Source organism: Sorangium sp. So ce394 (genome assembly GCF_051474665.1).
Taxonomy (GTDB): Bacteria; Myxococcota_A; Polyangia; order Polyangiales; family Polyangiaceae; genus Sorangium; species Sorangium cellulosum_D.
The window spans coordinates 5,951,811-5,973,889 of record NZ_CP150339.1 but is presented as its reverse complement, the minus strand read 5'-3'; the positions used below and the strand labels follow the sequence as shown (position 1 = coordinate 5,973,889).

Annotated in this window: 18 protein-coding genes; 11 read left to right on the top strand and 7 right to left on the bottom strand. The window is 74.4% G+C overall.

What is annotated here, in order from left to right:
- Positions 1-141: 141 nt before the first annotated feature.
- Positions 142-390, bottom strand: coding sequence for a hypothetical protein (locus WMF33_RS21800; RefSeq protein ID WP_437338940.1), 249 nt, complete (start codon positions 388-390; stop codon positions 142-144).
- On the opposite strand from WMF33_RS21800, the gene WMF33_RS21795 reads away from it, so the two are divergent.
- A complete protein-coding gene (locus tag WMF33_RS21795; protein ID WP_437338939.1) occupies positions 391-771 on the top strand; it encodes a hypothetical protein in 381 nt (126 codons plus the stop codon).
- Here WMF33_RS21795 and WMF33_RS21790 read toward each other — a convergent pair.
- Positions 732-1,985: an AAA family ATPase gene (locus tag WMF33_RS21790; RefSeq protein ID WP_437338938.1), complete on the bottom strand. Its 1,254-nt coding sequence runs from the start codon at positions 1,983-1,985 to the stop codon at positions 732-734. The two genes, WMF33_RS21795 and WMF33_RS21790, sit on opposite strands and share 40 nt — an antisense overlap.
- A gap of 316 nt (positions 1,986-2,301) precedes the next feature.
- On the opposite strand from WMF33_RS21790, the gene WMF33_RS21785 reads away from it, so the two are divergent.
- A complete protein-coding gene (locus tag WMF33_RS21785) occupies positions 2,302-4,947 on the top strand; it encodes a dynamin family protein (RefSeq protein WP_437338937.1) in 2,646 nt (881 codons plus the stop codon).
- A gap of 85 nt (positions 4,948-5,032) precedes the next feature.
- Here WMF33_RS21785 and WMF33_RS21780 read toward each other — a convergent pair whose 3' ends face one another.
- From WMF33_RS21780 to WMF33_RS21770, 3 genes are all read right to left on the bottom strand, one after another.
- The gene (locus WMF33_RS21780) at positions 5,033-6,589 is read right to left on the bottom strand and encodes a protein kinase domain-containing protein (protein WP_437338936.1); all 1,557 of its coding nucleotides are present in this window, start codon (positions 6,587-6,589) and stop codon (positions 5,033-5,035) included.
- Positions 6,590-6,652: 63 nt separating this feature from the next.
- A complete protein-coding gene (locus WMF33_RS21775; RefSeq protein ID WP_437338935.1) occupies positions 6,653-8,248 on the bottom strand; it encodes a 3,4-dehydroadipyl-CoA semialdehyde dehydrogenase in 1,596 nt (531 codons plus the stop codon).
- A 110-nt stretch (positions 8,249-8,358) separates the two neighbouring features.
- Positions 8,359-9,855: a TolC family protein gene (locus WMF33_RS21770; protein ID WP_437338934.1), complete on the bottom strand. Its 1,497-nt coding sequence runs from the start codon at positions 9,853-9,855 to the stop codon at positions 8,359-8,361.
- A 266-nt stretch (positions 9,856-10,121) separates the two neighbouring features.
- On the opposite strand from WMF33_RS21770, the gene WMF33_RS21765 reads away from it, so the two are divergent.
- Entirely contained in the window at positions 10,122-11,060 is a 939-nt protein-coding gene (locus WMF33_RS21765; RefSeq protein ID WP_437338933.1) for a hypothetical protein, read from the top strand.
- Positions 11,061-11,070: 10 nt separating this feature from the next.
- Here WMF33_RS21765 and WMF33_RS21760 read toward each other — a convergent pair whose 3' ends face one another.
- A complete protein-coding gene (locus WMF33_RS21760) occupies positions 11,071-12,570 on the bottom strand; it encodes a hypothetical protein (protein WP_437338932.1) in 1,500 nt (499 codons plus the stop codon).
- A gap of 228 nt (positions 12,571-12,798) precedes the next feature.
- On the opposite strand from WMF33_RS21760, the gene WMF33_RS21755 reads away from it, so the two are divergent.
- From WMF33_RS21755 to WMF33_RS21720, 8 genes are all read left to right on the top strand, one after another.
- Positions 12,799-13,332, top strand: a complete 534-nt coding sequence (locus WMF33_RS21755) for a hypothetical protein (protein WP_061621702.1) — start codon at positions 12,799-12,801, stop codon at positions 13,330-13,332.
- Positions 13,333-13,371: 39 nt separating this feature from the next.
- Complete coding sequence (locus WMF33_RS21750; RefSeq protein WP_437338931.1) at positions 13,372-15,801, top strand: DEAD/DEAH box helicase; 2,430 nt, start codon at positions 13,372-13,374, stop codon at positions 15,799-15,801.
- 195 nt (positions 15,802-15,996) lie between these two features.
- On the top strand, positions 15,997-16,686 hold the full coding sequence (locus WMF33_RS21745) for a tetratricopeptide repeat protein (protein WP_061628160.1): 690 nt from the start codon (positions 15,997-15,999) through the stop codon (positions 16,684-16,686).
- Positions 16,687-17,230: 544 nt separating this feature from the next.
- The gene (locus WMF33_RS21740; RefSeq protein WP_437338930.1) at positions 17,231-18,580 is read left to right on the top strand and encodes an STAS domain-containing protein; all 1,350 of its coding nucleotides are present in this window, start codon (positions 17,231-17,233) and stop codon (positions 18,578-18,580) included.
- A 23-nt stretch (positions 18,581-18,603) separates the two neighbouring features.
- Complete coding sequence (locus tag WMF33_RS21735; RefSeq protein ID WP_020736301.1) at positions 18,604-18,999, top strand: STAS domain-containing protein; 396 nt, start codon at positions 18,604-18,606, stop codon at positions 18,997-18,999.
- A complete protein-coding gene (locus WMF33_RS21730) occupies positions 18,980-19,765 on the top strand; it encodes an anti-sigma regulatory factor (RefSeq protein ID WP_437321228.1) in 786 nt (261 codons plus the stop codon). The genes WMF33_RS21735 and WMF33_RS21730 overlap by 20 nt, the downstream gene beginning before the upstream one ends.
- A complete protein-coding gene (locus WMF33_RS21725; protein ID WP_437338929.1) occupies positions 19,762-20,346 on the top strand; it encodes a SpoIIE family protein phosphatase in 585 nt (194 codons plus the stop codon). The genes WMF33_RS21730 and WMF33_RS21725 overlap by 4 nt, the downstream gene beginning before the upstream one ends.
- The gene (locus WMF33_RS21720; RefSeq protein ID WP_061628164.1) at positions 20,343-20,822 is read left to right on the top strand and encodes an ATP-binding protein; all 480 of its coding nucleotides are present in this window, start codon (positions 20,343-20,345) and stop codon (positions 20,820-20,822) included. Before WMF33_RS21725 ends, WMF33_RS21720 begins: the two co-directional genes overlap by 4 nt.
- A gap of 125 nt (positions 20,823-20,947) precedes the next feature.
- On the opposite strand, the gene WMF33_RS21715 is transcribed toward WMF33_RS21720, so the two are convergent.
- Positions 20,948-21,973: a tetratricopeptide repeat protein gene (locus WMF33_RS21715; RefSeq protein WP_437338928.1), complete on the bottom strand. Its 1,026-nt coding sequence runs from the start codon at positions 21,971-21,973 to the stop codon at positions 20,948-20,950.
- Between the last annotated feature and the right edge of the window lie 106 nt (positions 21,974-22,079).

The window sequence follows — 22,079 nt, the reverse complement described above, 5'->3', positions numbered from 1 at the left end:
CAGTCTAACAAACAAGCGCGCGCCATCGCGCAAGCTGTCGGCGTCCGAGGCGTCAGCCGGGGCCCGCGCGGGCGGCGCGGCATGCAGCGCGCGCATGCGCCCCGCGTGCCCTGCTGCTCCTTCGACAGCTCCGGCCCGCGCTCAGACGCTGCCGTCGCCTGCGCGCACGAGCGTGACGAGCGCCTTCACGATCTCGAGGATCGCCTCCACGCGCTGTCGGATGCAGTCGCGCACGGCGCGGTCCGAGTGCCACGAGATCCTGTTGAAGATCGCGTCCCGGGCGTTGACGTCCTTCTGGAGCGCCCGCGTCACGAGCGATCGCGCGAGGTCCTTGTCGCAATGCTCGGCGGCCTCGATGACCGTCTCCGTGTTCTCCTTCAGCAGGAACACGTGAAGCCTCTCCGGAGCGTCGCACTTGTCCTTGATCGCGCGTACCACGGCGGCGTCGTCCGCGCTCTCGGTGATGCTCTCGTGCTTGAGCTGGTGACGTATGGCGTCATCATCGACGAGCGCAAAGACCTGCTGACCCTTCGAGCTCAACCGGCGGATGTCTCTACGGCAGCTCCGGAGCAGGTTCTGTACGCCCTTCATCGGCCGGCCGTCGAGCTTTCTTCGGAGCGCGAATCGGTCTTCTCCGGCATCGTCGGCGACGCATGCGACAAGGAGGTTGTGGAGGCCGAACTCCTTCTCCGGACCTCGCTGATCTTCGTACAAGATCACGGCGAGCGGGGTCACTCGCCCTCCCGCCGCGTCAGGATGGAGGCGGCGTGACCGGCCCCCCGCACGTCGCCGAGCCCACGGTACTCCGTGAGCCAGTCCCGAAGGGCGTCCGGGTCGGGACGGACGAGCGTCGTCGCGCGGCGCTCGTCGAGCTCGCAGAGGACGACCGAGCGGGCAGGGTCGGACAGGCCGTCGAGCAGCCGATCGGAGTGCGTCGCGAGCAGCACGGGCCGCTCCTTCGCCATGGCCTCGAAGAACCCGAGCACGCGCTGGAGCAGCTCGGGGTGCAGGTGGGTCTCGGGCTCGTCGAAGGCGATGAGGCTCTTCTTGGTGTTGAGCCGGTAGAGGGCCACGAACGCGAGGTACGCGAGCGTGCCGTCAGAGATCGCGAACGAGGGGATCTGTTCGTCGAGGCCGGCATACTTGAGCCGCAGGGCGATCGAGCCGCCGCCCGGATCGGCGCGCACGTTGACGGACTCGACGTCGCGTCCCAGGCCCAGACGGACGTAGTCCATCGTCTCCCGCCAGTGCGCCTCGGAGAAATCGTTCTTGAGAGCGCTCCACGCGTTCGGGAGGTTGGCTCCGAAGCGCGAGAGCGCCTCCGCCGGCTCTACGGTAGCGGCGCCGCGCAGGGGTGACGGCTGACCACGCGAGCGCTGCACCCAGCGCGCGGTGGTGTCGAAGGGCAGGTGGACGTCGATGCCGCGGAGCGCGGCCAGCGCCTCACGCATGAGCCAATGAGGTGGGAACTCCCCGAACGAAGAGAGCGCTAGCCGCTTCGGATCGATGGTCCTTTCTACGGGTGGAACGTCTTTCTCATCTATCAAAAACCTGAACGAGCTACTCCTGTAGAGCCCCCCCTCGCGCGAGATGATGCCGACACGTTGTTCTATGACCGCGTCGCCGTCATCGAGCTCACCGCGGACCCACTCGAGGAGCTCGCGCAGGATGACTCCGCTCCTGTCGAGCGCGAAGGAGTACTCGAACCTTTCATGGAAGCCACCTTCCAGCGCGATGACCAGGCCGAGCTCCAGGTGCTCGGCGCCGGCGCGGAGCAAGCTCCCGACGCCGCCGTGAATCCTGATCACGTCCTCGGCGAAGCTCTCGCTGGCCGCGCGCTGCAGCAGCTCGCACGCCTCGATCAGGCTGCTCTTGCCGCTGCCGTTATCGCCGATGAGGACCGTGAGCCCGTCAAGCCGGAGCCGCACATCGGCGAGGGCGCGCAGCCCCTTCACGTGAATCTCAGTGATCCGGTTACCTGGCATGACGGTCGCTACCGAGCTCCACGGTACGATCCGCGGCACCTTCGTAGTACCCCAAGCGTGTGGGGTCGGCGTACCTTTTGTCGCGGCTCGCCCGCCCGTCGTCGCCGTGCATCGGACGCGGAGCACCCGGCCGGGGCCAACGCGCAGCGCCGCCGTCACCCGAGCAGCTCCGCTGCGGGGTTGTCCAGAGCGCACCTCGCTCCCTCCGGCTCACCGGGCACCCCTCCTCCGGCTCGATCCCCCGCCGAGCGACGGCCGCCCCCCGCCTTCGTTTTTTCTTGGACGACCGCCCTCCCGCAAGGCTTTCATCCCGCCCATGGCGAGGCTCGTCGAGGCGTTGAATCGATTCTTCGGGCGGGTCGAGATCCTCGCGCTTGGCCTCGAGAACGAGCGCAGCGCCGCCGAGGCCGCGCTCGCGAAGGGGATGCCGCTCGAGGCCCGCGAGCACGCCCGCACCATCCTCTCCGTCCTGCCCGACTCGGCCGTCGGGCTCGCGCTCTGGGCCGACGCCGCCGAGGACGCGTGGCTCGATCAGGAGGTGGTCACCGCGCTCGCCGACCTCGCGAAGCGCGTGCCCTGGCGCGCCGACGTGTGGCTCCGCCTCGGGCGCGCGGGGCAGCGCGTCGGCTGGGACGGCGCGCGCGACGCGCTCGAGCGCGCCACCGCGGCGCCCGAGGAGCGCGACGCGGCGCGGCTCGCGCTGCTCGACCTCTGCGATCTCGACCTCGCCGCCGGCGACCCGGCCCGGGCGCAGCGCTGGCTCGACCGCATCCCGGCGCCGCTCTCGACCGCGCCCGACCGCGACGTCGCCCTCCGCCGCGCCGAGTGCGCGCTCGCCCACGGCGACCTCGACGGCGCGCGCGCCGCCGCGGCGATCCTGGGCGAGCCCACCGCCATCGAGGGGCGCGCCGCCCTCGTGCTCGCCCGGCTCGCGCTCGCCGAGGCGGGCGCCTCCGCCGCGGCGCTGCCGCCCGCCGACGTGGCGCGGGCGCTCGACCTCGGGCTGCGGGCGCTCGTGCTCGACGTCCCCGGCGCGGCGGAGCTCTGCGCGTCGCTCGTCGCCGCCTCCCGCGACGTGCTCGTCGTCGATCGCGTGCGCCGCGTGGTCCGCGCCGCGGGCGCGCTCGACGAGCCGACCTGGGCCGCCGCGTTCGCCTTCGCCGAGGGGCGGCGGGACGACGCGCGGCAGGCGCTCGCGCGCGGGCTCTCCGCCGGCGATCGCGCGGCCGCGGCGGCGCTGCTCCGCATGGCCGTCGAGACCCGCGACCTCGGCGCGCTCGACGCGCTCGCGGCGCGGGCGGCGGGCGTGGACCTGCGCGGCGGCGCGGCGCCGCCGCTCCCGCCCGACCTCGTCCGGCTGCGCGACGCCGCCAGGAGGGCGTCCGAGGGGCAGGGGAGCGAGGCGCTCGACGCGCTCGACGCGGTGGCCGGCGAGGGCGCGGCGTGGGCCGACGACATGCGCCGCGCGATCGCGCGCGCCTGGATCCCCGCCGCGCCGCGGATGGCCGCGTGGGGGGACGTGCTGCGCGAGCTCGCGCGGACGGCCAAGCTGCTCGACCGGCTCGACCTGCTCGCGGCGACCGAGGCCCTCGCGGTGGAGCGGGAGCGCCCGCTGCGCGCCGCCGTGGTCGGCGAGTTCAACGCCGGCAAGAGCACGTTCCTGAACGCGCTGCTCGGCGAGGACGTGGCGCCGACCGGCGTCCTGCCGACGACCGCGACGCTCCACTGGGTCGCCTGGGCGCCCGATCCGTTCGCGCGCATCGTCGTGCGCGGCGGCCAGGACCGCGTCGTGCCGCACGCGGCGCTCAAGGAGACGCTGCGCGCGCTCGCCGCGGACGGGGCGAAGGTCGCGCGGGTCTTCATCTACGCGCCGATCGAGCGGCTCAAGCGCGTCGAGATCCTCGACACGCCCGGCTTCAACGCGCCGGACCCGGACCACATCGCGGAGGCGCGGCGCGCGTTCGACGAGGCCCACGTCGCCATCTGGCTGCTCGACGCGCCCCAGGCGATGAAGGAGTCGGAGCGGCGGGTGCTCTCCGAGATCAGCGCGCTCGGCGTGCCCGTGCAGATCCTCGCGAACAAGGCCGACCGGCTCAAGCCCGACGCGCTGGAGACGGTGCTCGCGCACGTGCGCGACAGCCTCGCGGCGAGCGCCATCACCTCGCTCACGCCGCCGATCGCGTTCTCGGCGCGGCTCTCGCTGAAGGGGCGGCTCGGCGACGAGGCGGCGCTCGCGGCGTCGGGGTGGGCCGAGGTCGAGGCGCTCTTCGCCGAGCAGATCGTCGACGCGAGCGACGCGCTGCGCGAGCGCGCGCTCCGGCGCAAGGCGGGCCGCATCGCGGCCGAGCTCGCGCAAGCGGCCGCGGCGCGCGCCGCGGAGGACCGCGAGGCCGGGCGGCGGGCGCGCGCCGAGGCCGACCGGCTCCGCGCGAGCGCGGCGTACCTGCGCCGCGACCGGCGCACGATCGCCGCGGCGATCGACAAGGCGCTCGAGCCCGCGCGGCGGGAGCTCGCGGCCGATCTGCGGCCGATCGCGGCGCTGCCCGAGGAGCGCAAGCGCGCGGACGCCGGCGTCCGCGCCTACGTGCAGGAGCGGCTCGTCACGCGGCTGAGCTGGCCGCTCTCGGCGGAGATCGCGCGGGCGGCCCGCGCGGGCGTGGAGCCGGGGGCGCGCGCCGCGGGCGGCGTCGAGGAGGCGAGCGCCGCCGCGCCGTCGCCGCGGGCGGCGGCCCACGTGCGCGCGGTCCTGATGGGCATGGTGGCGGTGCACGACGCCCCCGACGAGCTCGCGGCGCGCTCGATCGAGGGCGTGGTCGAGGCCGCGATCGACGCCTTCGCCATGGCGCTGTCGGCCGAGGCGGAGGCGCCCGTGCCGCCGGCGGCCTCGGCGGCGATCGAGCTGCGCGCGGAGGCGCTCCGGGCGGCGTTCGAGGCGCCCGAGGCGCCGCCGGCCGGCGCCTGAGCGCGGCCGGGCTCGCGGGCCCGACCGGCGCCTGAGCGCGGCCGGGCTCGCGGTCGCGCTGCGTCAGCGGCGCGGAGGCGCTGCGTCAGCGGGTCAGGAAGAACGCGAGGACCCCGAGCGCCAGCCCGATCACGAGCGCCAGCGGCACCACCAGCCGGACCAGCCACAGATCGGTCTGGCGCTGGGGCGGCCGGCGATCCCGACGGACCGGAGACGGCGTGATCTCGATGATCTGCTCGGCCGCGGGCCGCGACCGAGGCCGCGGCGGCGCCGCGGCGCCGGTCGGCCCGGCGCCGCGCGGCGCCTCTTGCCCGGGGGACGGCGCGCGGGCGCCCGCGCCGGAGAAGAGCGGCGCGAAGTCCTTGCGATCGTGGATCACGAGGTCGCTCGACGGCGGATCGCTCGACGGGCTGCTGAGCCGCGCCTGCGGGAGCGTGCGCGAGAGATCCTCGGACGTCGGCCCGGCGAGCGGGTCGTGCCGCAGGGCGCCGGCGGCCGGCAGCGCCGCGGCGCGGGACGAGATCGCGCTCGACGCCGGCCCCTCCGTGAGCGCGCCCTCGCGGAACATCGCCTTCGCCAGCATCTCGCCCCGCTGCGCCGGCGGCGGCGGGTCGGCGTCGCGCAGCGGCGGCGCGGCCGTCATCGTGCTCCGGATCGACACCGGCACCGCCGACTCCATGGTCGGCGCGTCCTCGAGCGCGCTCGCCGTGGCGGCCGGGAGCAGCGCGTCGGACAGGTGGGGCAGGAGCCGCTCGAGCTCCTCGCGCAGCTCGCGCGCGCTCTGCTGGCGCTGGCCGGGCATCTTCGCGAGCGCCGTGAGGATGATCGCCTCCAGCGCGGGGTGGATCTGCGGCAGGAACAGGCTCGGCGGGGGCGGCCGCTTGCGGATGTGATCCATGGCCACCTCCCACACGACCGACGTGGGCGGGAAGGGGAGGCGGCCCGTGACGAGCAGGAACAGCAGGATCCCGCACGCGTACACGTCGCTGCGCCCGTCGATGGCGTCGCCCCGGCACTGCTCCGGGGACATGTACGCCGGCGTGCCGACGACCACGCCGACCGTGGTGACCGAGCCCCAGACGCTGATCGGCGCGCTGTTCGGCCCGTCGTCGCCGGCCCTCGTGCCGCCCTCGACCATCTTCGCGATGCCGAAGTCGAGCACCTTCACGCGCTCGACCGACGGATCCGCCGGATCCCGCAGGATCATCACGTTCTCGGGCTTGAGGTCGCGGTGCACGATGCCCCGCGCGTGCGCGGCGTCGAGCGCGTCGGCGATGCCGATCAGGATCCGCGCGGCGCGGGCCTCCGAGAGGCGGCGCTCGGCGAGCAGGAGCTCGAAGAGATCCTGCCCCGAGACGAGCTCCATCACGATGTACGGCAGGTGCCCTTCCACCCCGGAGTCGAGGATCTGCACCGTGTTCGGGTGGTGGAGGCGCGACGCCGCCTTCGCCTCGCGGTAGAAGCGGGTCACGAAGGTCTCGTCGCCGAGGAGCTGCGGGTGCATGATCTTGATGGCGACGTCGCGCGGCTCCCCGTCCTGCACGCCGCGGTAGACCGCCGCCATCGCGCCCTCGCCGATGAACCCGGTGACGAGGAAGCGCCCCGCGATGGTTCGGCCGATGAGTTCCGGGCCCGCGCTCATGAGCGAGACTTCACCATAGGGTCCTCTGCGTCCTTCTAGAAGGGCTACCCCGGCGTTTGCGCGTCACGGCTTCGCGGGCGCGGGCGCGTGCCGGGGCTCGCCCTTCGTCCCGAGGATCGCCTCGAGGATCGGCCGCGACCCCTGCACCGCGGTGCGCTGCGAGTAGAGGTGGAGCCCGCGCAGGCCGCCGAGCTCCTCGCCGCCGCCGGCGCGGCCCGGGCCGCCGTGGATCGTCTGCGGGAGGACGGTGCCGGGGCCGGGCGCCTGGTCGGCGATCCGCTCGCTGCCGAGCAGGACGCGGCCGTGGTACGGCGCGACGCCGAGCAGCACCTCCGCCGCGAAGCCGCGGTCGTCGCTGTAGACCGAGCAGACGAGGCTGCCGCGGCCCCGGCGCAGCAGGGCGACGGCGTGCGCCGCGCCGCCGTCGTACGGGAAGAGCGTCGCCACCGGGCCGAAGACCTCGTGCTCGTGCGCGGCGGGCGCGCCGTCCGGGCCGCCCGCGACGAGCAGCGTCGGCGGCACGAAGTACCCCTTTCCCTCGGGCACGCCGATCCTCTCGAACGGCCCGTCGCCGCCGATCGCCACCTCCGCCCCCGCCGCGAGCCGCTCGATGCCGGCGCGCACACCGCGGAGCTGATCGGCCGTGGTGAGCGGACCCACGGTGACGCCGTCCTGCGCGGGATCGCCGACGCGCGCGTCGCGGAGGCGGTCGACGAGGTCGCCGCGCACCGTGGCGATGACGGAGGCGGGGACGAAGATGCGCCGGATCGCCGTGCACTTCTGGCCGGCCTTCTGGGTCATGTCGCGCACGACGTCGCGGAGGAACATCGCGTAGGTCTCGGAGCCGGGGTCGACGTCGGGGCCGAGGACCGCGCCGTTCAGGCTGTCGGCCTCCACGTTCACGCGGACGCTCTCCCGCGCGAGACCCGGCAGGAGCCGGAGCGCCGCGCCGGTGGCGCTCGAGCCGGTGAACGCGAGGACGTCCTCGCCGCCGAGGTGCGCGAGGAGGTCGCCCGGCGGGCCCGCGACGAAGGAGAGGGCGCCGCGCGGCAGCGGGGCGCGCTCGGTGAAGATCTTCATCAGCCGGAACGCGACGAGGGCCGTGCTCGTCGCGGGCTTCGTGATGACCGGCATGCCCGCGAGGAGCGCGCAGGCGGCCTTCTCCGCGAGCCCCCAGGCGGGGAAGTTGAAGGCGTTGATGTGCACCGCGACGCCGGGGCGCGGCACGAGGATGTGCTGGCCGAAGAACCGCGGCGAGCGCCCGAGCTGCGCGCCCTCGCCGTCCGCGAGCAGCCGCGCGTCGCCGAGCTGGGCGCCGAGGTCGGCGTAGTAGGCGAGCGTCCCGATCGCGCCGTCGACGTCGAACTTGGCGTCGCTGCGGGTGTTGCCGCCGTTCTGGACGGCGACGTCGATGAGCGCGTCGCGGTGCGCGTGCGCGGCGCGCGACATGGCGCGGAGCAGCTCGCCGCGCTCGGCGAACGTGAGCGCGCGCAGGGAGGGCCCGCCCACCGTCCGGGCGAACGCCACCGCGGCGGCGAGGTCGAGCCCGTCCGTGCTGGTCTCGGCGAGCGGCTCCTCGGTCGCGGGGTTGACGAGCGGGTGCGGCGCTCCCTGACCGGCGATCCACTGACCTTCGACGTAGCTCTCGAGCCGCTCCATGGGGCGCGTAGCCTACTCGCGCGGTCGCTCGGCACAACCCCCACGCGGGGCGGCGCGCGTCACCTCGATGCGCCTCATTCCTCTCCGCGCGCGGTCATTGCCGCGAACGGTCACTTGCACGAGGCGGACGCGAGCAGCGCCGAGATCTTCGCCTTCACCACCTCGAACTCCCGCACCGCGAGGTCGATCTCGGCCTGGCGCTGCCTGCGGCTGGACTCGACGAGATCGAAGCTCGTCACGGTGCCGGCCTCGTACGCGACCTGCGTGAGGCGCGCGGTCTCGCGCGCGAGGTCGCGCGACTGCTCGGCGACCGCGCGCGCCTGCTCGGCGACCTCGACGCTCCGGACCGCCTGCGTCGACTCGAGCTCGGCCGAGCGCTCCACCGCGCCGAGGCGGGCCCGCTGCTGCTCCACGGCCGCCCGGTTGATCCGGAGATCGCCGTAGCGCGCCCCGCCGTCCCAGATGGGCACGGTGAGCACCGCGCGGATCGACCACGACCAGCCGGACCGCGTGGCGTCGCCGGCGTCCCCGACGCCGCCGACGCCGCCGACGGGGGCGGTGCCGCCGAAGTACGTCTCGGCCCCCAGCGTGCTCGACACCTCGGCATACGGAGCGAACGCGAGCTTCGCGTCGGTGAGGCCGCGCTCGGCGAGCTCCAGCTCGGCGCGCGCGGCGCGGACGTCGGCGCGCTGATCCGTCCGCGTCTGGCTGCACTGGGACCCGAGCTCCGTCGCGATCCCGTTGAGCGAGAACTCCTGCGGCACGCCGACCTCGCCCTTCAGGCCGAGCGCGGCCCCGAGCGCCTCGCGCGCCCTGCGCAGCGACTCGTCGCCGGACACGAGCGTCGCGCGGGCGAGCGCGACGTCCTGCTCCGCGCGGACGACGTCGAGCTTGGTGCCGGTGCCGAGGCGCTCCCGCCGCCGCGTGAGCTCGAGCAGCTCGAGCGCGCTGCGCAGCCCGACGCGGTTGACCTCGCTGAGCCGCTCGGTCGTGACGATCGAGACGACGGCGTCCGCGACCGCGACGAGCGTGAAGCGGCGCCGGTCCTCGAGGCTCAGCTTGGCGACCTCGACCGCGAGGTCGGCGGTGCCGATGCCGTACCAGGCGCGCGGCGCGAGGATGGGCTGCCGGAGCGTGAGCGACGCCGCCGCCCGCGTCGGCGCGTCCGCGCCCCCGGGCGCCAGGAGGCGGCTCAGCTCGCCGCTCGCGTCGAGGTTCGGCAGCGCCTGGGCGAGCGCCCGCCGCGCGCTCCCCTCGGCGCGGGCGACCTCCTGCACGGCGACGACGAGATCGACCGACCGCTGCTCGATGATCGCGCGCGCCTCGTTCCAGCTCGCGAGCGTGCGCGCCGCCGGCGGGACGGGCGCGAGCGCGGGGTCGTTCACCTCGATGCGCTGCGGCGTCACCGTGGGTGTCCCCGCCGTCGCCGGGGCGGCGGCCGGGGGGGGCGCGGCGGCGCCCGCGGGGGCCTGCTGGCCGGGCCGCCCCTGAGGCAGCTGGCCCGGTCGCGCCGGCGGGGGCGCCGGCTGCGCGAGGGCGACTCCTTGATGCAGGGCGAGGGAAGCGAGGGCGAGGACAGCGACCATGCGGAGCCGGCGACGGGGCATGCGCGACTCGATGCGCCGTCCGGCGCGCGACGACAAGCCCGAAGCGGACAGGCACGCGGTCTCGGCCTGCGCGCGTGTGCGAAACCGTGGGCGGGCGGCCGCGCGGCGGCCCAAGTCATGGCGGCAGCGCGCGGATGCGCCACTATTCTGGATCACCGATGCCAAGCCGGTTGCCCCCGAACGACATCTGCCTCGGCTGCGGAAAGCGACGGCGATGCGGCGCCGCCGACCCCTGCGCCCGCTGCGGCGAGCCCCCTCATCGCGCCGTGTGGCGACGCGCCGAGCGGCGCGGCGCGTCGCCGAGGATCGAGCTGTTCCTGAGCGCGATCACGAGCGGCCTCTTGCTCGCGTACTCGGCGCTCTACGCGCTGCTCCTGACCGGCCTCGCCGAGTCCGCGGACAGCTCCCTCGCCTCCGCGGCGCTCTTCGCCGCGATCCTGTGGCTCGGCGTGAGGCTCGCGCGGTGGATCGTGCGCTCGCTCTTCGAGCTCTGGGGCACCACGTGGTCGTACTGCTCCGCCGACGGCGCCCGCTGGGGCACCGTGAGCACGCTCTTCGGGTGGTACGGCGCCGGCGAGGGCGTGAGCCTGACGGGCTTCCGCCCCACGAGCGCGGGCTCGACGCTCTTCTGCTCCTCGGACGCGATCGACGCGGGGCTCCCGGTCGTGGCCGCGAACCTCTCGCGCCTCGTCGGAGCGCAGGGCCACGAGGCGTTCTCGCCGTTCGAGGTGCTGATGCTCAGCGCCTTCACGGGCCTCGTCGCGCGCGGCGAGGCGGTCATCAGCCGGGCCACGGCGGTGCGCTGGCGCAAGGACTGGCTCGGCGCCGCGCGGCGCGGCGCGCCCCACGCGATCTTCACGATCGAGCGCGCCGGCGACCGCGAGGAGGGCAGCGCGATCGAGCGCGAGATCCTCTCGGCCATGCAGGCCAAGGCGGACGGCCTCGCGTCGGCCGCGGAGCCCCCGCCGCCCGGGGGCTACCGCGACGCCGCGTGGCGGCCGCCCCCCGTGCGGCTCTGCATCGACGAGGTGCTGCGCCCGCGCGCGCTCGCGCTGGCGGCGCGGGCGCTCCGCAAGGAGCCGCGCGGCGGCGCGCCGGTCGCGGTCGCCGCGGCGCTCGACGAGTTCGGCAGGCGCGACCCCGCCCGGATGAGCCACCTGCGCGTGCTCCTCGCCGAGCACCGCCGCCGCGCGCTGTCGGCGTGAGCCGCGGCGCTCAGTGCCACACGCCGATGCCGGCGCTCACGCTCTCGTAGCGGGGCGCGATGTCCATCGACGCCTGCAGCGTGTAGGCGGCCTCGGAGATCAGCCCCCAGAAGGTCGTCGTCAGCACGCGGATGTCCGCGCCGAAGGTGAAGTGCTGCCGCCCCACGCTCCCGCTCCCGAGGTGGCCGGAGCGGTTCGGCTCGTAGTAGCTCCCGAACCGCGTGTGCACGCGGCCCGGGATCGGCTCCGTCTCGATCCCGAACCGCGGCGAGAAGCTCACGTGCGCGCCCGACGCGCCCACCGCCGAGTCGTCGTCGGCCCGCTCCGGCAGGTTCTGCGCCAGGAAATGCTCGAGGCTCACCCCGTTCGACACCGCGCCCGTGACGAGGAGCTCCGCGGTGATGAGCAGGTGCTCGCGCGGCCAGTTCCAGTAGCGGGCGCGCCGCTCCTTCTCCAGCAGGTCCGGCCCGGCGGCGAGCTCGCGCTCGTCGGCCTCGCGCTCGCGCGCGCCCTCCAGCGCGAAGATCCGCGCCCGCCGGGCGCGCTCCTCCGGGTCCGCGATCCCGGCGAGCGCGCGCTCCCGCCGCGCCTCCCGCTCGGCCCGCCTGCGCGCGATCGCCGCGCGGAGCTCCCGCTCCTGATCGCGCGGGTTGATCCACGCCGGGTTGAGCGGGCGCGGCCCCACCTGCACGGCGAGCCCGAGCTCGAGCTCCCAGGGGAGGACGACCTCGTTCGGCAGGATCAGCCCGCCGGCGCGGCGGACGTTCCCGTCCGTGACCACCCCCTCGCCGAGCAGCCGGCCCCCGTTCACCGGGAAGCGGAACGTCGCGCCGACCCGGTAGGAGGCCCAGTCGGGGCGGACGAGCACCCCGAGCTCCGGGGAGATGCCCGCGATCGTGAGGTTGGTCTGCTCCGCGCCGAGGCCGAGCGTCACGGCGCGGGCGCCGGCGCCCAGCACGACCGCGTCGCCGAGCAGGCGGGCTCCGCCGAGGAAGTGGTACTTGCCGGTCACGACCGTGGTCTCGGCGCCGCGGTCGTCCACGAGCGAGTACCGCTGCAGCTCGGCGTTGACCCCGAGGCCGAGATCGCCCGCCTGGAGCTGGCCGCCGAGGGTCAGGTACACGAAGTTCGAGTAGTCGAGGTCGAGGTCGCCGCTGTTGTCGAAGTCGTTGTTGTCGAAGTCGTTGTCCCCGAAGAGCTCGATGGGCAGCGAGATCGACGCGGCGACGTCCCACTCGAGCCATTTCACGCTGAAGGGCTCCCGGACCGCGGGCGCGGCGGCGTTGGCCACCATGCCGGCGATCCCCTCGGCGTAGGCGGCGTACGCGCCGGCGATCCCGGTCACGCGCAGCGGCGCCAGGATCGGCCCCTGGAAGAGGTCGATGGTGTACGCGTTGTCCTTGAGCGGCTGGGCCGGCGCGGCCCGCGGCGGGCCGAGGACGAGGGCCAGCGCGGCGAGCGCCGCGGCGGGGCGGCGGGCGGCGCGGCGCGGCGCGGTCGTCTCGGTCACCTCGCGCTGCCCCTCCGGTCCAACAGCATCTCGTCGCGCCCGCGGCGAGGTGATAGCACTGGCGCGCACGGAAGGGACCGCGGAAGCGGAGCCCGACCAGCGGTGGCCGGGCCCGGCGACAAGGCTCCCCGGCCAGCGAACCACAACGAATTGAGACGAGGAGCGGCCGCCGGCCATCGCCGCGCCGGCGCCCGCGCACCCCATCCCGCCCAAGGAATCGCTGCTCTCATGCCCGCCCAAGCTCCCGCGCCCATCGCCCCCGCCCCGGCCGTGCCAGGGACCGAGGCGCGATCGCCCGGCGGGCGGCGGCGCCCCGGCGGGCCTCGCGCCCGCGGCCGGCGCATCGCCCTGGTCGCCTACTACAGCTTCGCCGCGCTCATCATCGTCTCGTGCACCCTCCAGGTGATCCGGCAGGTCTTCTTCCTGCCGGCCGCGCCGTCGCCCTACGGGAGCTGCGAGGAGGGCCTCCTGGCGCTCGTCCGGGCCGTCGAGCGGGCCAGGGAGGCCGCCCCGGGGACCGACGGGGAGGACGCCGCCCTCGCCCGGTTCCGGAGCACGCTCGCTCCGGCGTGGGGCTACCGGGACGGAGTCGCCGCCTCGTGCCGGGGCTCCGCCGAGAACGAGCGCGCTCTCGACGCCATCGAGCGGCTCCGCTATGCGGAGGAGCACGCAGCGCGGCGCGAGGCAGGCGATCTGGCTCCGCTACGGCGCCGGGTCCGGGCGATCGTCGATGGCCAGCTTGGGCCCGTGTCCCCGAGATAATACCCCGACGCGGCGATCACGCAGGACGATATGACCGACATGACCGTTCCTTCTCCCCCTGCCGCAGTGGCGGGTGAAGCGCAGACCGGCGAAAAGCCCCAGCCGCCGCCCACCTTTGATGTGCTGCCCCTGTCGTCCGAGCTGCGCGAGACGCTCGCGGAGATTGGCTACGTCCACCCGACGCCGGTGCAGCTCGCCGTCTGGGAGCCGGTCACGCGCGGGCGCGACGCGGTCGTGCAGGCGCGCACCGGCACCGGCAAGACGGCGGCCTTCGGGCTCCCGATCGTCGACCACGCCGTGAAGCGCTCGCTCGCGCAGGCGCAGGTGCTCGCGCTCTGCCCGACGCGAGAGCTCGCGCTCCAGGTCTCCGCCGAGGTCGAGCGCCTCGGCAAACGCAAGGGCGTCAAGGTGGTCGCCGTGTACGGCGGCGCGCCGATGCAGCGGCAGATCGACGCGCTCGCCGCCGGCGCGCAGGTCATCGTCGGCACGCCGGGCCGCGTGCTCGACCACCTGCGCCGCGGGACGATCGTCGCCAAGCACATCCGGCTGCTGGTGCTCGACGAGTGCGACGAGATGCTCTCGATGGGCTTCGAGCGCGAGCTCACCGCGATCCTCGCCGAGCTGCCGCCGGAGCGGCAGACGCTGCTGTTCTCGGCGACGCTCCCGCCCGACATCGAGCGCATCGCGCGCAGCAAGCTGCGCTCGCCCGAGTTCATCACCCTCTCCGGCGACGCGGTCGGCGCGCTCCAGATCCAGCACTACGTCTACCTCATCACGGGCGACAAGCTGACGTCGCTGATCCGGATCATCGAGGTCGAGAACCCGGAGAACGCGGTCGTCTTCTGCAACACCAAGGACGAGACGGAGACGGTCGCCGCGGCGCTGAAGCGCCAGGGCTACGACGCCGACTGGCTGAACGGCGATCTGCCGCAGTCCGATCGCGAGAAGGTGATGAGCGCGACGCGCGAGGGGCGCCTGCGCTTCCTCGTCGCCACCGACGTGGCGGCCCGCGGCATCGACATCTCGCACCTCACGCACGTCATCAACTACGACTTCCCGCAGGACGCCGAGGCGTACGTGCACCGCACCGGCCGCACCGGCCGCGCGGGGCGCACCGGCACGGCGATCGCGCTGATCACGCCGCAGGACGTCGGGCCGCTCTACATCCTCCGGCTGACGTACAAGATCCGGCCGCTCGAGAAGCAGCTGCCCACGGAGGGCGAGCTCAAGACGCGCGCCGAGGCCGACCTCGTCGCGATGCTCGCCGAGGCGTTCCTGCCGAAGGGCACGCACCCGGACGACCTCTCGCTCGCGCGCCGGCTGCTCACGCACGACCAGGCCGAGGCGATCGTGGCGGGCCTCCTGCGCGATCACCTCGGCGCGCGGCCGACGGCGCAGGAGGAGGCGAGCGCCGCGCGGCGCGCCCAGCAGCCGCGCGCGGCGGCGCGCGAGGGCGCCGAGCCCTCGACCCGGCCCGAGCCCGCGGCGCGCGGGGCGAGCGCGCGGGGCGAGCGCGCGTCGCAGGGCGCGATCCCGCGCGCGGCCGACTCGGTCGATCCGCGCTCGCCGGAGACGGAGCGCAGCAGCGAGCGCGAGGTCGCGCGCGAGGGCGATCGGGACCGCGGGCGGGACCGGGATCGCCGGTCGCTGCGCCTGCGGCGGGACGAGGGGCGGCGCGGGCCCCGCGGCGCGGACGCGCCGGCCGGGGACGACGCGCGGCTCGAGCCGCGCCGGCCGGAGGTGGCGCGGGCGCGCGAGGAGGGGCCCGTCTCGGTCGAGCCGCTCACGCGGCCGGAGCCGCTGATGCGGATCGAGCCGCCGCGCGGCGAGGGCGCGCCCGGCCGCGGCCCGGCGGAGCGCCTGCGCGATCGGCCTGGCACAGCGACGCTGCTGTCGGCGCGCCGCGGCCCCGCCGCGGCCGGCGTCGCCGCCGCGCCCGGCCGCGGCGGCGCGCAGGGCCAGCCGTTCTCCCGCCACGCCGACTTCACCATGTGGCAGCCGCCGGAGGAGGAGGGCGACGACGAACCGATCCTCGGCGAGCCGCCGTCCCCGCCGCCCGGCTCGCCCGCGTCACGCGGCGGCGAGCGCGCGAGCGGCGCTTCGCCCGCGCTCCTCGGCGAGCCCGCGGTCGAGATCGAGAGCGGCGAGCCCGGCGAGTCGCCGCGCGCCGAGCCCTCGCGCGACGAGGCGGACAGCGAGTTCGTCGAGGTCTTCATCAACCTCGGCCGCCGCGACGGCGCGCGCGCGGCCGATTTCCAGCGCGCGCTCATCGAGCGGGCCGGGATGGCCAAGGGCGACATCCGGCGCATCCGCGTGCGCGAGCGCAACGCGTTCGTCAGCGTCCCGAAGGCCGAGCTCGCGCGGGTCGTGGCGGCGCTGAACGGCGCGACGATCGCGGGCAAGGAGGCGCGCGCGGAGCAGGCTCGGGAGCGCACGTCAAGCGCTGAAGAGGTGACGGAAGACGCCTGAACGCGGGGCGCGCCGGTCCGTCGCGGCGAGGCGGCGGACCGGGCTCCGCGCTGGCGTTTCGCGCTGCCGCCGCGCGTGCCAGACACCGCCCGCCGGCGTACGTCGGTGGGCGCTCGCGTGCGACGCCGTCCAGGCGGCGCCTCCCCGCGCGCAACGCGCTAGCCAAGCTCGCCCACTGGTCGTATCACGGAAGGGATGGCGCGAAGTGGAGCGGAGGATATCGACCGGCTTCGACGGGACATCGATCGAGCGCTCGCTGACAAGCTCGACGCGGACAGGGTTCTCCCGCTGCTCGCGCGTCTGGCCCGCGCGACGGCGCCCGGCAGCGAGCCGTGGCTCTATGCGCACCGCCACCTCGCGGAGATGGGCGTCGAGCACGACCCGTGGCGCGCCGCGCTCTTCGCGCGCCGCGTGCTGCAGTTCCACGCGGAGGACGACGGCGCGTGGGCGGTGCTCGGCCTCGCGCAGTCGCTGCTCGGCAACTACCGCTACGCCGCGCGCGCCTATGAGCGCGCCCTGGCCATCGCGCCCGACAACCCGTGGTACGCCCACAACCTGGGCCACCTCTACGACGTCGCCCTGAACCGTCCCCACGACGCCTTGCCGCTCCTGGCGCAAGCCACCGAGGCGCAGACGGGCGAGGCCGACATCGCTGCGAGCTACGCCCACGCGCTCGCCCGGTGCGGCAAGCTGGTGCTCGCGAAGAAGATCTTGAAGCGCGCCATCCGCCACGGGGCGACGGCCGACCAGATGGCGCTGTGGCGCTGGCTGGACGCCGGCGCGCCGACCGCGGGCGAGAGCGGGCCTGCCCCGCAGCGCTCGGCCGACTCGAAGCGCAAGACCAAGCGGCGGCGCGCCCGCGAGCGCCAGAGCCTCGGCGACTGAGCCGGCCCGCCCGCTCCCGCGCGCACCGCCGCAGAGCGCCCCACGCGAGGAGCCCACGTGCGCTCGGGCCTCTCATCCGCACCTCCGAGGAGGGGAGCCGCCGGTCGTCGGCGGCCGGGCTCGACCGCGCTGCGGCGCGGCAGGCGGCGTCCGTCGTGACGCAGAGCACAGCGAGGTTGTATGGGCACGGGCTACCTCGTCTGGGCGACTGCGGATGCCGTCGCCACAAGCGACACGCACCGCCGACGCGAAGCTTGACGGTGGGTTGCCCGGTTGGCGATAAGCTGTGTTTCTCGACTGGTGCTGGACACGGTCCCCGTTCGGGAGAGGGCACCCTGCGAGGAGAAGACATGAGCGTCACGAGCGTGCAAAGGACGGACAGGACGACGGAGCGCCAGGCGCCCTCCGCTGCCGCCTCGTCCGGCCTGCGCGTCTCCTGCTCCCGGCGCGCAGACGTCGGGCGAGCCTGCGACGCGGCTCGCCGCGCCGCGCATCGGAGGGACGCGCTGCACGGCGAGCGCGGGCTCACGACGGAGAATTCGCGATGAGCGAAGAAGCTCTGCGGCAAGAGATTGCGAGGCTCACGGAGCGCGTCGCGACGCTCGAGCAGCAGATCGAGGAGCGCGAGCGCGCGGCGAAGGAGCAGGCCGCGGAGCTCGACCAGGCGAGGCGCGAGGCGCGCGAGCGCGGCGAGCAGCTGGCCCGCTCGGAGGACGAGCTGCGGCGGCAAGCGGGCATCTTCAAGCTGGTGCTCGACAGCATGGCCGACGGCGTCGCCGTCGTGGACCACGAGGGCGAGCTCCTGATGCGCAACCCGGCCGCGGAGCACATGCTCGGCCGCGCGTCCCTCGACGTCGCCGCGAACGGCGAGCCGGGGCCCGGCGAGGCCACGCTGTTCTTCCCCGACCAGGCGACGCCCTGGCCCGCGTCGGAGCACCCGCTCGTGCGCGCCCTGCGCGGCGAGACGGTCGATCAGGTCGAGCTCTTCGTGAGGAAGCCCGCGGAGCAGGACGCGCGGCACGCGCGCCTGCCGCAGGCCGCGCCGGGCAACGCCATGGCGACCCTCGCCCCCGCTTCGGGGCCGCAGGCGGGCGACAGCGAGCCGCGCTCGGTCCGCTTGCCGCCGATGTTCGCCGACGCGCGGCTCGATCCCGGCCAGGCGGCGGGGCTGTTCCTGACGGTCAGCGCGAGCCCCATGCGGGGCAAGGACGGCTCGATCTCCGGCGCCGTCGCCGTCTTCCGCGACGCGACCGAGAAGAAGCGCCTCATCGAGGATCTCGAGGCGAAGAACCGCGACCTGGTCGAGAGCGAGAGCGCCAAGAGCGAGCTCGTCGAGCGGCTCCGCTACGCCATCGACGAGATCTCGACGCCGATCCTCGAGCTCTGGGACGACGTCCTCGCGCTGCCGATCATCGGCGTCGTCGACTCGCGGAGGAGCGCGCAGATCATGGAGCGGCTGCTCGACGAGATCGTCCGTCGCCAGTCGCGCTACGTCATCATCGACGTGACGGGCGTCGAGGTGATCGACACGCGGACGGCCGACCATTTCATGAAGCTGATGAAGGCGGTCGAGCTGCTCGGCGCGCGGTGCCGCATCACCGGGGTCAGGCCCGCGGTCGCGCAGACGATGGTGGAGCTCGGCATCAACCTCGGCTCCGTGCGCGCCGCGCGCAACCTCAAGCACGCGCTGCGCGAGAGCCTGGCGCTCGCCGGCCAGAAGCCGACGCTCTCGTCCCTCATGGGCGGCCGCCGCGGCGCGGCCAAGGGCGACGAGAAGCCGGCGGGACAGCCTTTCACCCCTGGCGGCCACGGGGCCGCGTTCGATCCGTCGGGCAGCGGTCCCATGACCACGTCACAGCTGCAGCTCAGCGCGAGGAAGGAGACGTCCACTTGATGCAAGCGGGTAGGGTCCCCATCGTGGGCCTCTTCGGGAATTTAATCGTCTCGGTGCAGGGCGGGCTAACCGACGGGCAGGTCGAGCAGCTGCGCGACGACGTGACGGGGTCGATCGAATCGCGCTCGCCCCGCGGCCTCATCGTCGACCTCTCCGGTGTCGAGATTCTCGACAGCTATCTCACCCGCGCCATCCGTGACATCGCGCTCACGGCCCGGCTGATGGGCGTCCGGACGGCGGTGTGCGGCCTGCGCCCCGCGGTCGCGATCGCCCTGGTCGAGATGGATCTGGAGATCCCTGGCGTCGTGACGGCGCTCAACCTGGAGCGCGCCGTCGAGATGCTCGCGCCGTCCGCGGAGGACGACCTGATGCCGCCCGAGCTCACGAACGAGGTGACGCATGAAGATCCCTCCTCGTGACGGACCGCCCTCCAGCGGCGGCGCCACGGGGCCGCCGTCGAGCCGGTCCGGTGGACCGGTGTCGACGCGCATGCCGAGCTCGCCGCAATCGGCGCGCGGCCCTGTGCCGTCGTCTCCGCAGATCGTCGGCCGCTCGATCACGGATCAGATCGAGACGGTGCTGGCGCAGTTCCTCTCGCCCGCGGTGAGGAAGAGCGTCATCGACTGCGGCATTCGGCAGGCGAAGGTCGACCCGCTCTACGCGCGCGAGGGCGATCTCAGGCGCCTGCTCGTCGAGGTCAAGCGCGGGGTGAAGCTGTTCGTGCGCGATCAGGCGCAGCTCGATCGGTGCATCACCGAGCTCGGCGAGCTCGATCACGCCGCCCCCGCGCCGCGCGAGATCACCATCGACGTGCGCAACGAGGAGGACGTGCTGCGCGCGCGGTCTGCTGGCCGCGAGCTCTGCATCGAGCACCTCGTCAGCGACGTCCTGCAGACGAAGATCGTCACGGCGATCTCCGAGCTCGGGCGCAACATCGTGAGGTACGCGGGCAACGGGCAGATCATCGTCCGCTCGCTCACCTCGCCGATGCGCGCGATCGAGATCATCGCGCAGGATCACGGGCCCGGGATCTCGAACCTGCAGGAGATCCTGAGCGGCAAGTACCGCTCGCGCCACGGCATGGGCGCGGGGCTCCGCGGCACGAAGGCGCTCATGGATGCGTTCGATGTCAAGACGGCGCCCGGCGCGGGGACGACCGTGACGGTCAGGAAGTACCTCGGATGACAATTGCGATCGGGACCGCGTGCTGCGTCGCGGCCGGCGAGGAGGTCGCCGGCGACGAGGTGGTGGTGGTCCGGCAGTCCTCCTGGGCGCTGATCGGCCTCGCGGACGGGCTCGGCCACGGTCCCCACGCAGCGCAGGCGGCCTCCGCCTTCTGTCGCTACGTGGAGGACCACGCGTCGATGCCGCTCGAGGATCTGCTGACCGGGGCAGGGGAGCAGCTCGCGTCGACGCGCGGGGCGGCCGCCGCGCTCCTGCGCATCGACGAGGGCACCGGCGAGCTCGAGTTCTCGGGCGTCGGCAACATCGCGATGAAGGCGATCACGCGCACGGCGATGCCGATCTTCTGCTCCGCCGGGATCCTCGGGCGCCGCGTGCGGCGGCTCCGCAGCTTTCGATTCCCCGTGGCGCCGGGCGATGTCGTCCTCCTGCACTCGGACGGCATCTCCAGCGGCTTCGATCTCGGCGCGTTCCGCGACCTCGATCCGGAGGAGATGGCGCGCCGCATCGTCGAGGTCCACAAGAAGTCGTTCGACGACGCGACGTGCGTGGTCGCGGTGCTCCGCGACAGGGTCCCTTCGTGACGCAGCGCAGCCCGCCCGTCTTCACCATCCCCGTCACGCGCGAGGAAGATCGCTTCGCCTGCGCGGCCGAGGGCGCGCAGATCGCGCGCTGGGCTGGGCTCTCGGAGCGCGCGCAGCACGAGCTCGCGATCGCCATCGCCGAGCTCGTGTCGAACGCCGTGCGCCACGGCGGCGGCGGCAGCATCAGCATCCGCGCGATCCGCGAGGACGCCCTCGCGGGCAGCGGCCGCTGGGGCGTCGAGGTGATCGTGCGCGACTCCGGCCCCGGCATCGACCCGAAGCTCGCGATCCTGGAGGAGGTGGGGCCGAAGAGCGATCGCAGCCCGTCCTCGTCGAGCTCCGCGCGGCTCGCGCCGAGGATGCCCGGCCAGGGCCTCGGCGTCGGGCTCGGCGCCGTGCACCGGCTGATGAGCTCCGTGGTCATCCGCTCCTCGCCCGGCATCAGCACCGAGGTGATCGCCGTCAAGTGGAAGTAGGCGCCGCGCGCGCCCGCGCCGCGCGAGCCTCCGCGCCGAGCGGCAGCGGCTCGGCGCGCCCGCGGGCGCCGATCGCGGCGATCACGCGCGCGGGCGTCGGCTGACGACCGCGGCGACCGCGCGCGTCAGTTGAGCTCTTTCTCGGTCCGCTCGCTCTGCTCGGCTTCGAGGAACGTCGCGGTGATCTCGCGCTCGAGCGCGAGGTTGATCTCGCGGTCGAGCGCCTCGATGCTGCCCGCGAGCCGCGCGACGTTGAGGGCGTAGACGAAGACCCGCGCGCACGGGTGGACCTCGGCGCTGCCGCGCAGGCCCCGCTCGCGCTCGTCGGCGTTGAGGCCGTCGAGGAGCACCAGCGCGCGCGGATCGACCCCCTCGGCCACGAGCTCCATCCCGGGCACGTCGGAGATGTAGAGCTCCGCGCCGTCGACGTACCGACGGAGCACGGGGTTGAGCGCGGCGATCGTCTTCTGCGCGAGCGTCATGAAGCCGTCGCGGCTCGGCGCCCAGGGGGGCATGCCGAGCTCGACGTCGAGCTCGCGCGAGCGCAGGAACGCCTGCGTCGCCCCGCGGACGTCGCCCCGCTCGTCGCGGATGAGCCCGAGGTAGTAGTGGGCCTCGGCGTGCCGCGGGTCCTTGAGCGCCGCCTCCTCGATGAGCGCGGCGGCCTTGTCGGCCTGGCCGATCTCGTAGAAGGCGCGGCCCACGAGGAACGTGTGGTTCGGGTTGTCGTACGGGCCGTCGGGGATCCTGGCGGCGACCTGCGCGGCCTCGTCGAGATCGCCCTTGCCGAGCAGCGCGTCGAACTTGAGGAGGAGCGCGTCGATGATCTCCTCGTCGACCTCGGCCAGGTCGAGCGCCTGGTCGCACATCTCGATCGCCTGGTCGAAATCGCCGAGCGGGTGGATGTACACCTCGGCGGCGTTGAGCATCGCCTCCAGGTAGGTGTCGTCGAGGGCGATCGCCTGGCGATACGCCTCGATGGCCTCCTCGCCCTCGCCCTCCAGGGCGGCGACGAAGCCGAGCAGGTTGTGAGCCTCCGGCGAGTTCGGATCGAGCTCGAGCGCCCGCCGGGCCGACGCCTCTGCTCCGCGCGTATCCCCGCGCTGGACAAGATCCCACCCGCGATCGAGGTGCGCCGAGAACTGGTCCATGGCGGCTCCACAAGTGTGCGAAGGGGGCTCCAGAGTCAAGAGGGAGCCCTGTCAAAGCGAGCGTTCAAGCTGTTCCGAACACGACCTGCCCGGATTTCCAGCGCCG

What these genes read in the sequence shown, in the direction of transcription:
- WMF33_RS21790 (WP_437338938.1), bottom strand. Translation starts at nt 1,985, where the DNA reads ATGCCAGGTAACCGGATCACTGAGATTCACGTGAAGGGGCTGCGCGCC.
- WMF33_RS21785 (WP_437338937.1), top strand. Translation starts at nt 2,302, where the DNA reads ATGGCGAGGCTCGTCGAGGCGTTGAATCGATTCTTCGGGCGGGTCGAG.
- WMF33_RS21780 (WP_437338936.1), bottom strand. Translation starts at nt 6,589, where the DNA reads ATGAGCGCGGGCCCGGAACTCATCGGCCGAACCATCGCGGGGCGCTTC.
- WMF33_RS21775 (WP_437338935.1), bottom strand. Translation starts at nt 8,248, where the DNA reads ATGGAGCGGCTCGAGAGCTACGTCGAAGGTCAGTGGATCGCCGGTCAG.
- WMF33_RS21770 (WP_437338934.1), bottom strand. Translation starts at nt 9,855, where the DNA reads ATGCCCCGTCGCCGGCTCCGCATGGTCGCTGTCCTCGCCCTCGCTTCC.
- WMF33_RS21755 (WP_061621702.1), top strand. Translation starts at nt 12,799, where the DNA reads ATGCCCGCCCAAGCTCCCGCGCCCATCGCCCCCGCCCCGGCCGTGCCA.
- WMF33_RS21750 (WP_437338931.1), top strand. Translation starts at nt 13,372, where the DNA reads ATGACCGTTCCTTCTCCCCCTGCCGCAGTGGCGGGTGAAGCGCAGACC.
- WMF33_RS21745 (WP_061628160.1), top strand. Translation starts at nt 15,997, where the DNA reads ATGGCGCGAAGTGGAGCGGAGGATATCGACCGGCTTCGACGGGACATC.
- WMF33_RS21740 (WP_437338930.1), top strand. Translation starts at nt 17,231, where the DNA reads ATGAGCGAAGAAGCTCTGCGGCAAGAGATTGCGAGGCTCACGGAGCGC.
- WMF33_RS21730 (WP_437321228.1), top strand. Translation starts at nt 18,980, where the DNA reads ATGAAGATCCCTCCTCGTGACGGACCGCCCTCCAGCGGCGGCGCCACG.
- WMF33_RS21725 (WP_437338929.1), top strand. Translation starts at nt 19,762, where the DNA reads ATGACAATTGCGATCGGGACCGCGTGCTGCGTCGCGGCCGGCGAGGAG.
- WMF33_RS21715 (WP_437338928.1), bottom strand. Translation starts at nt 21,973, where the DNA reads ATGGACCAGTTCTCGGCGCACCTCGATCGCGGGTGGGATCTTGTCCAG.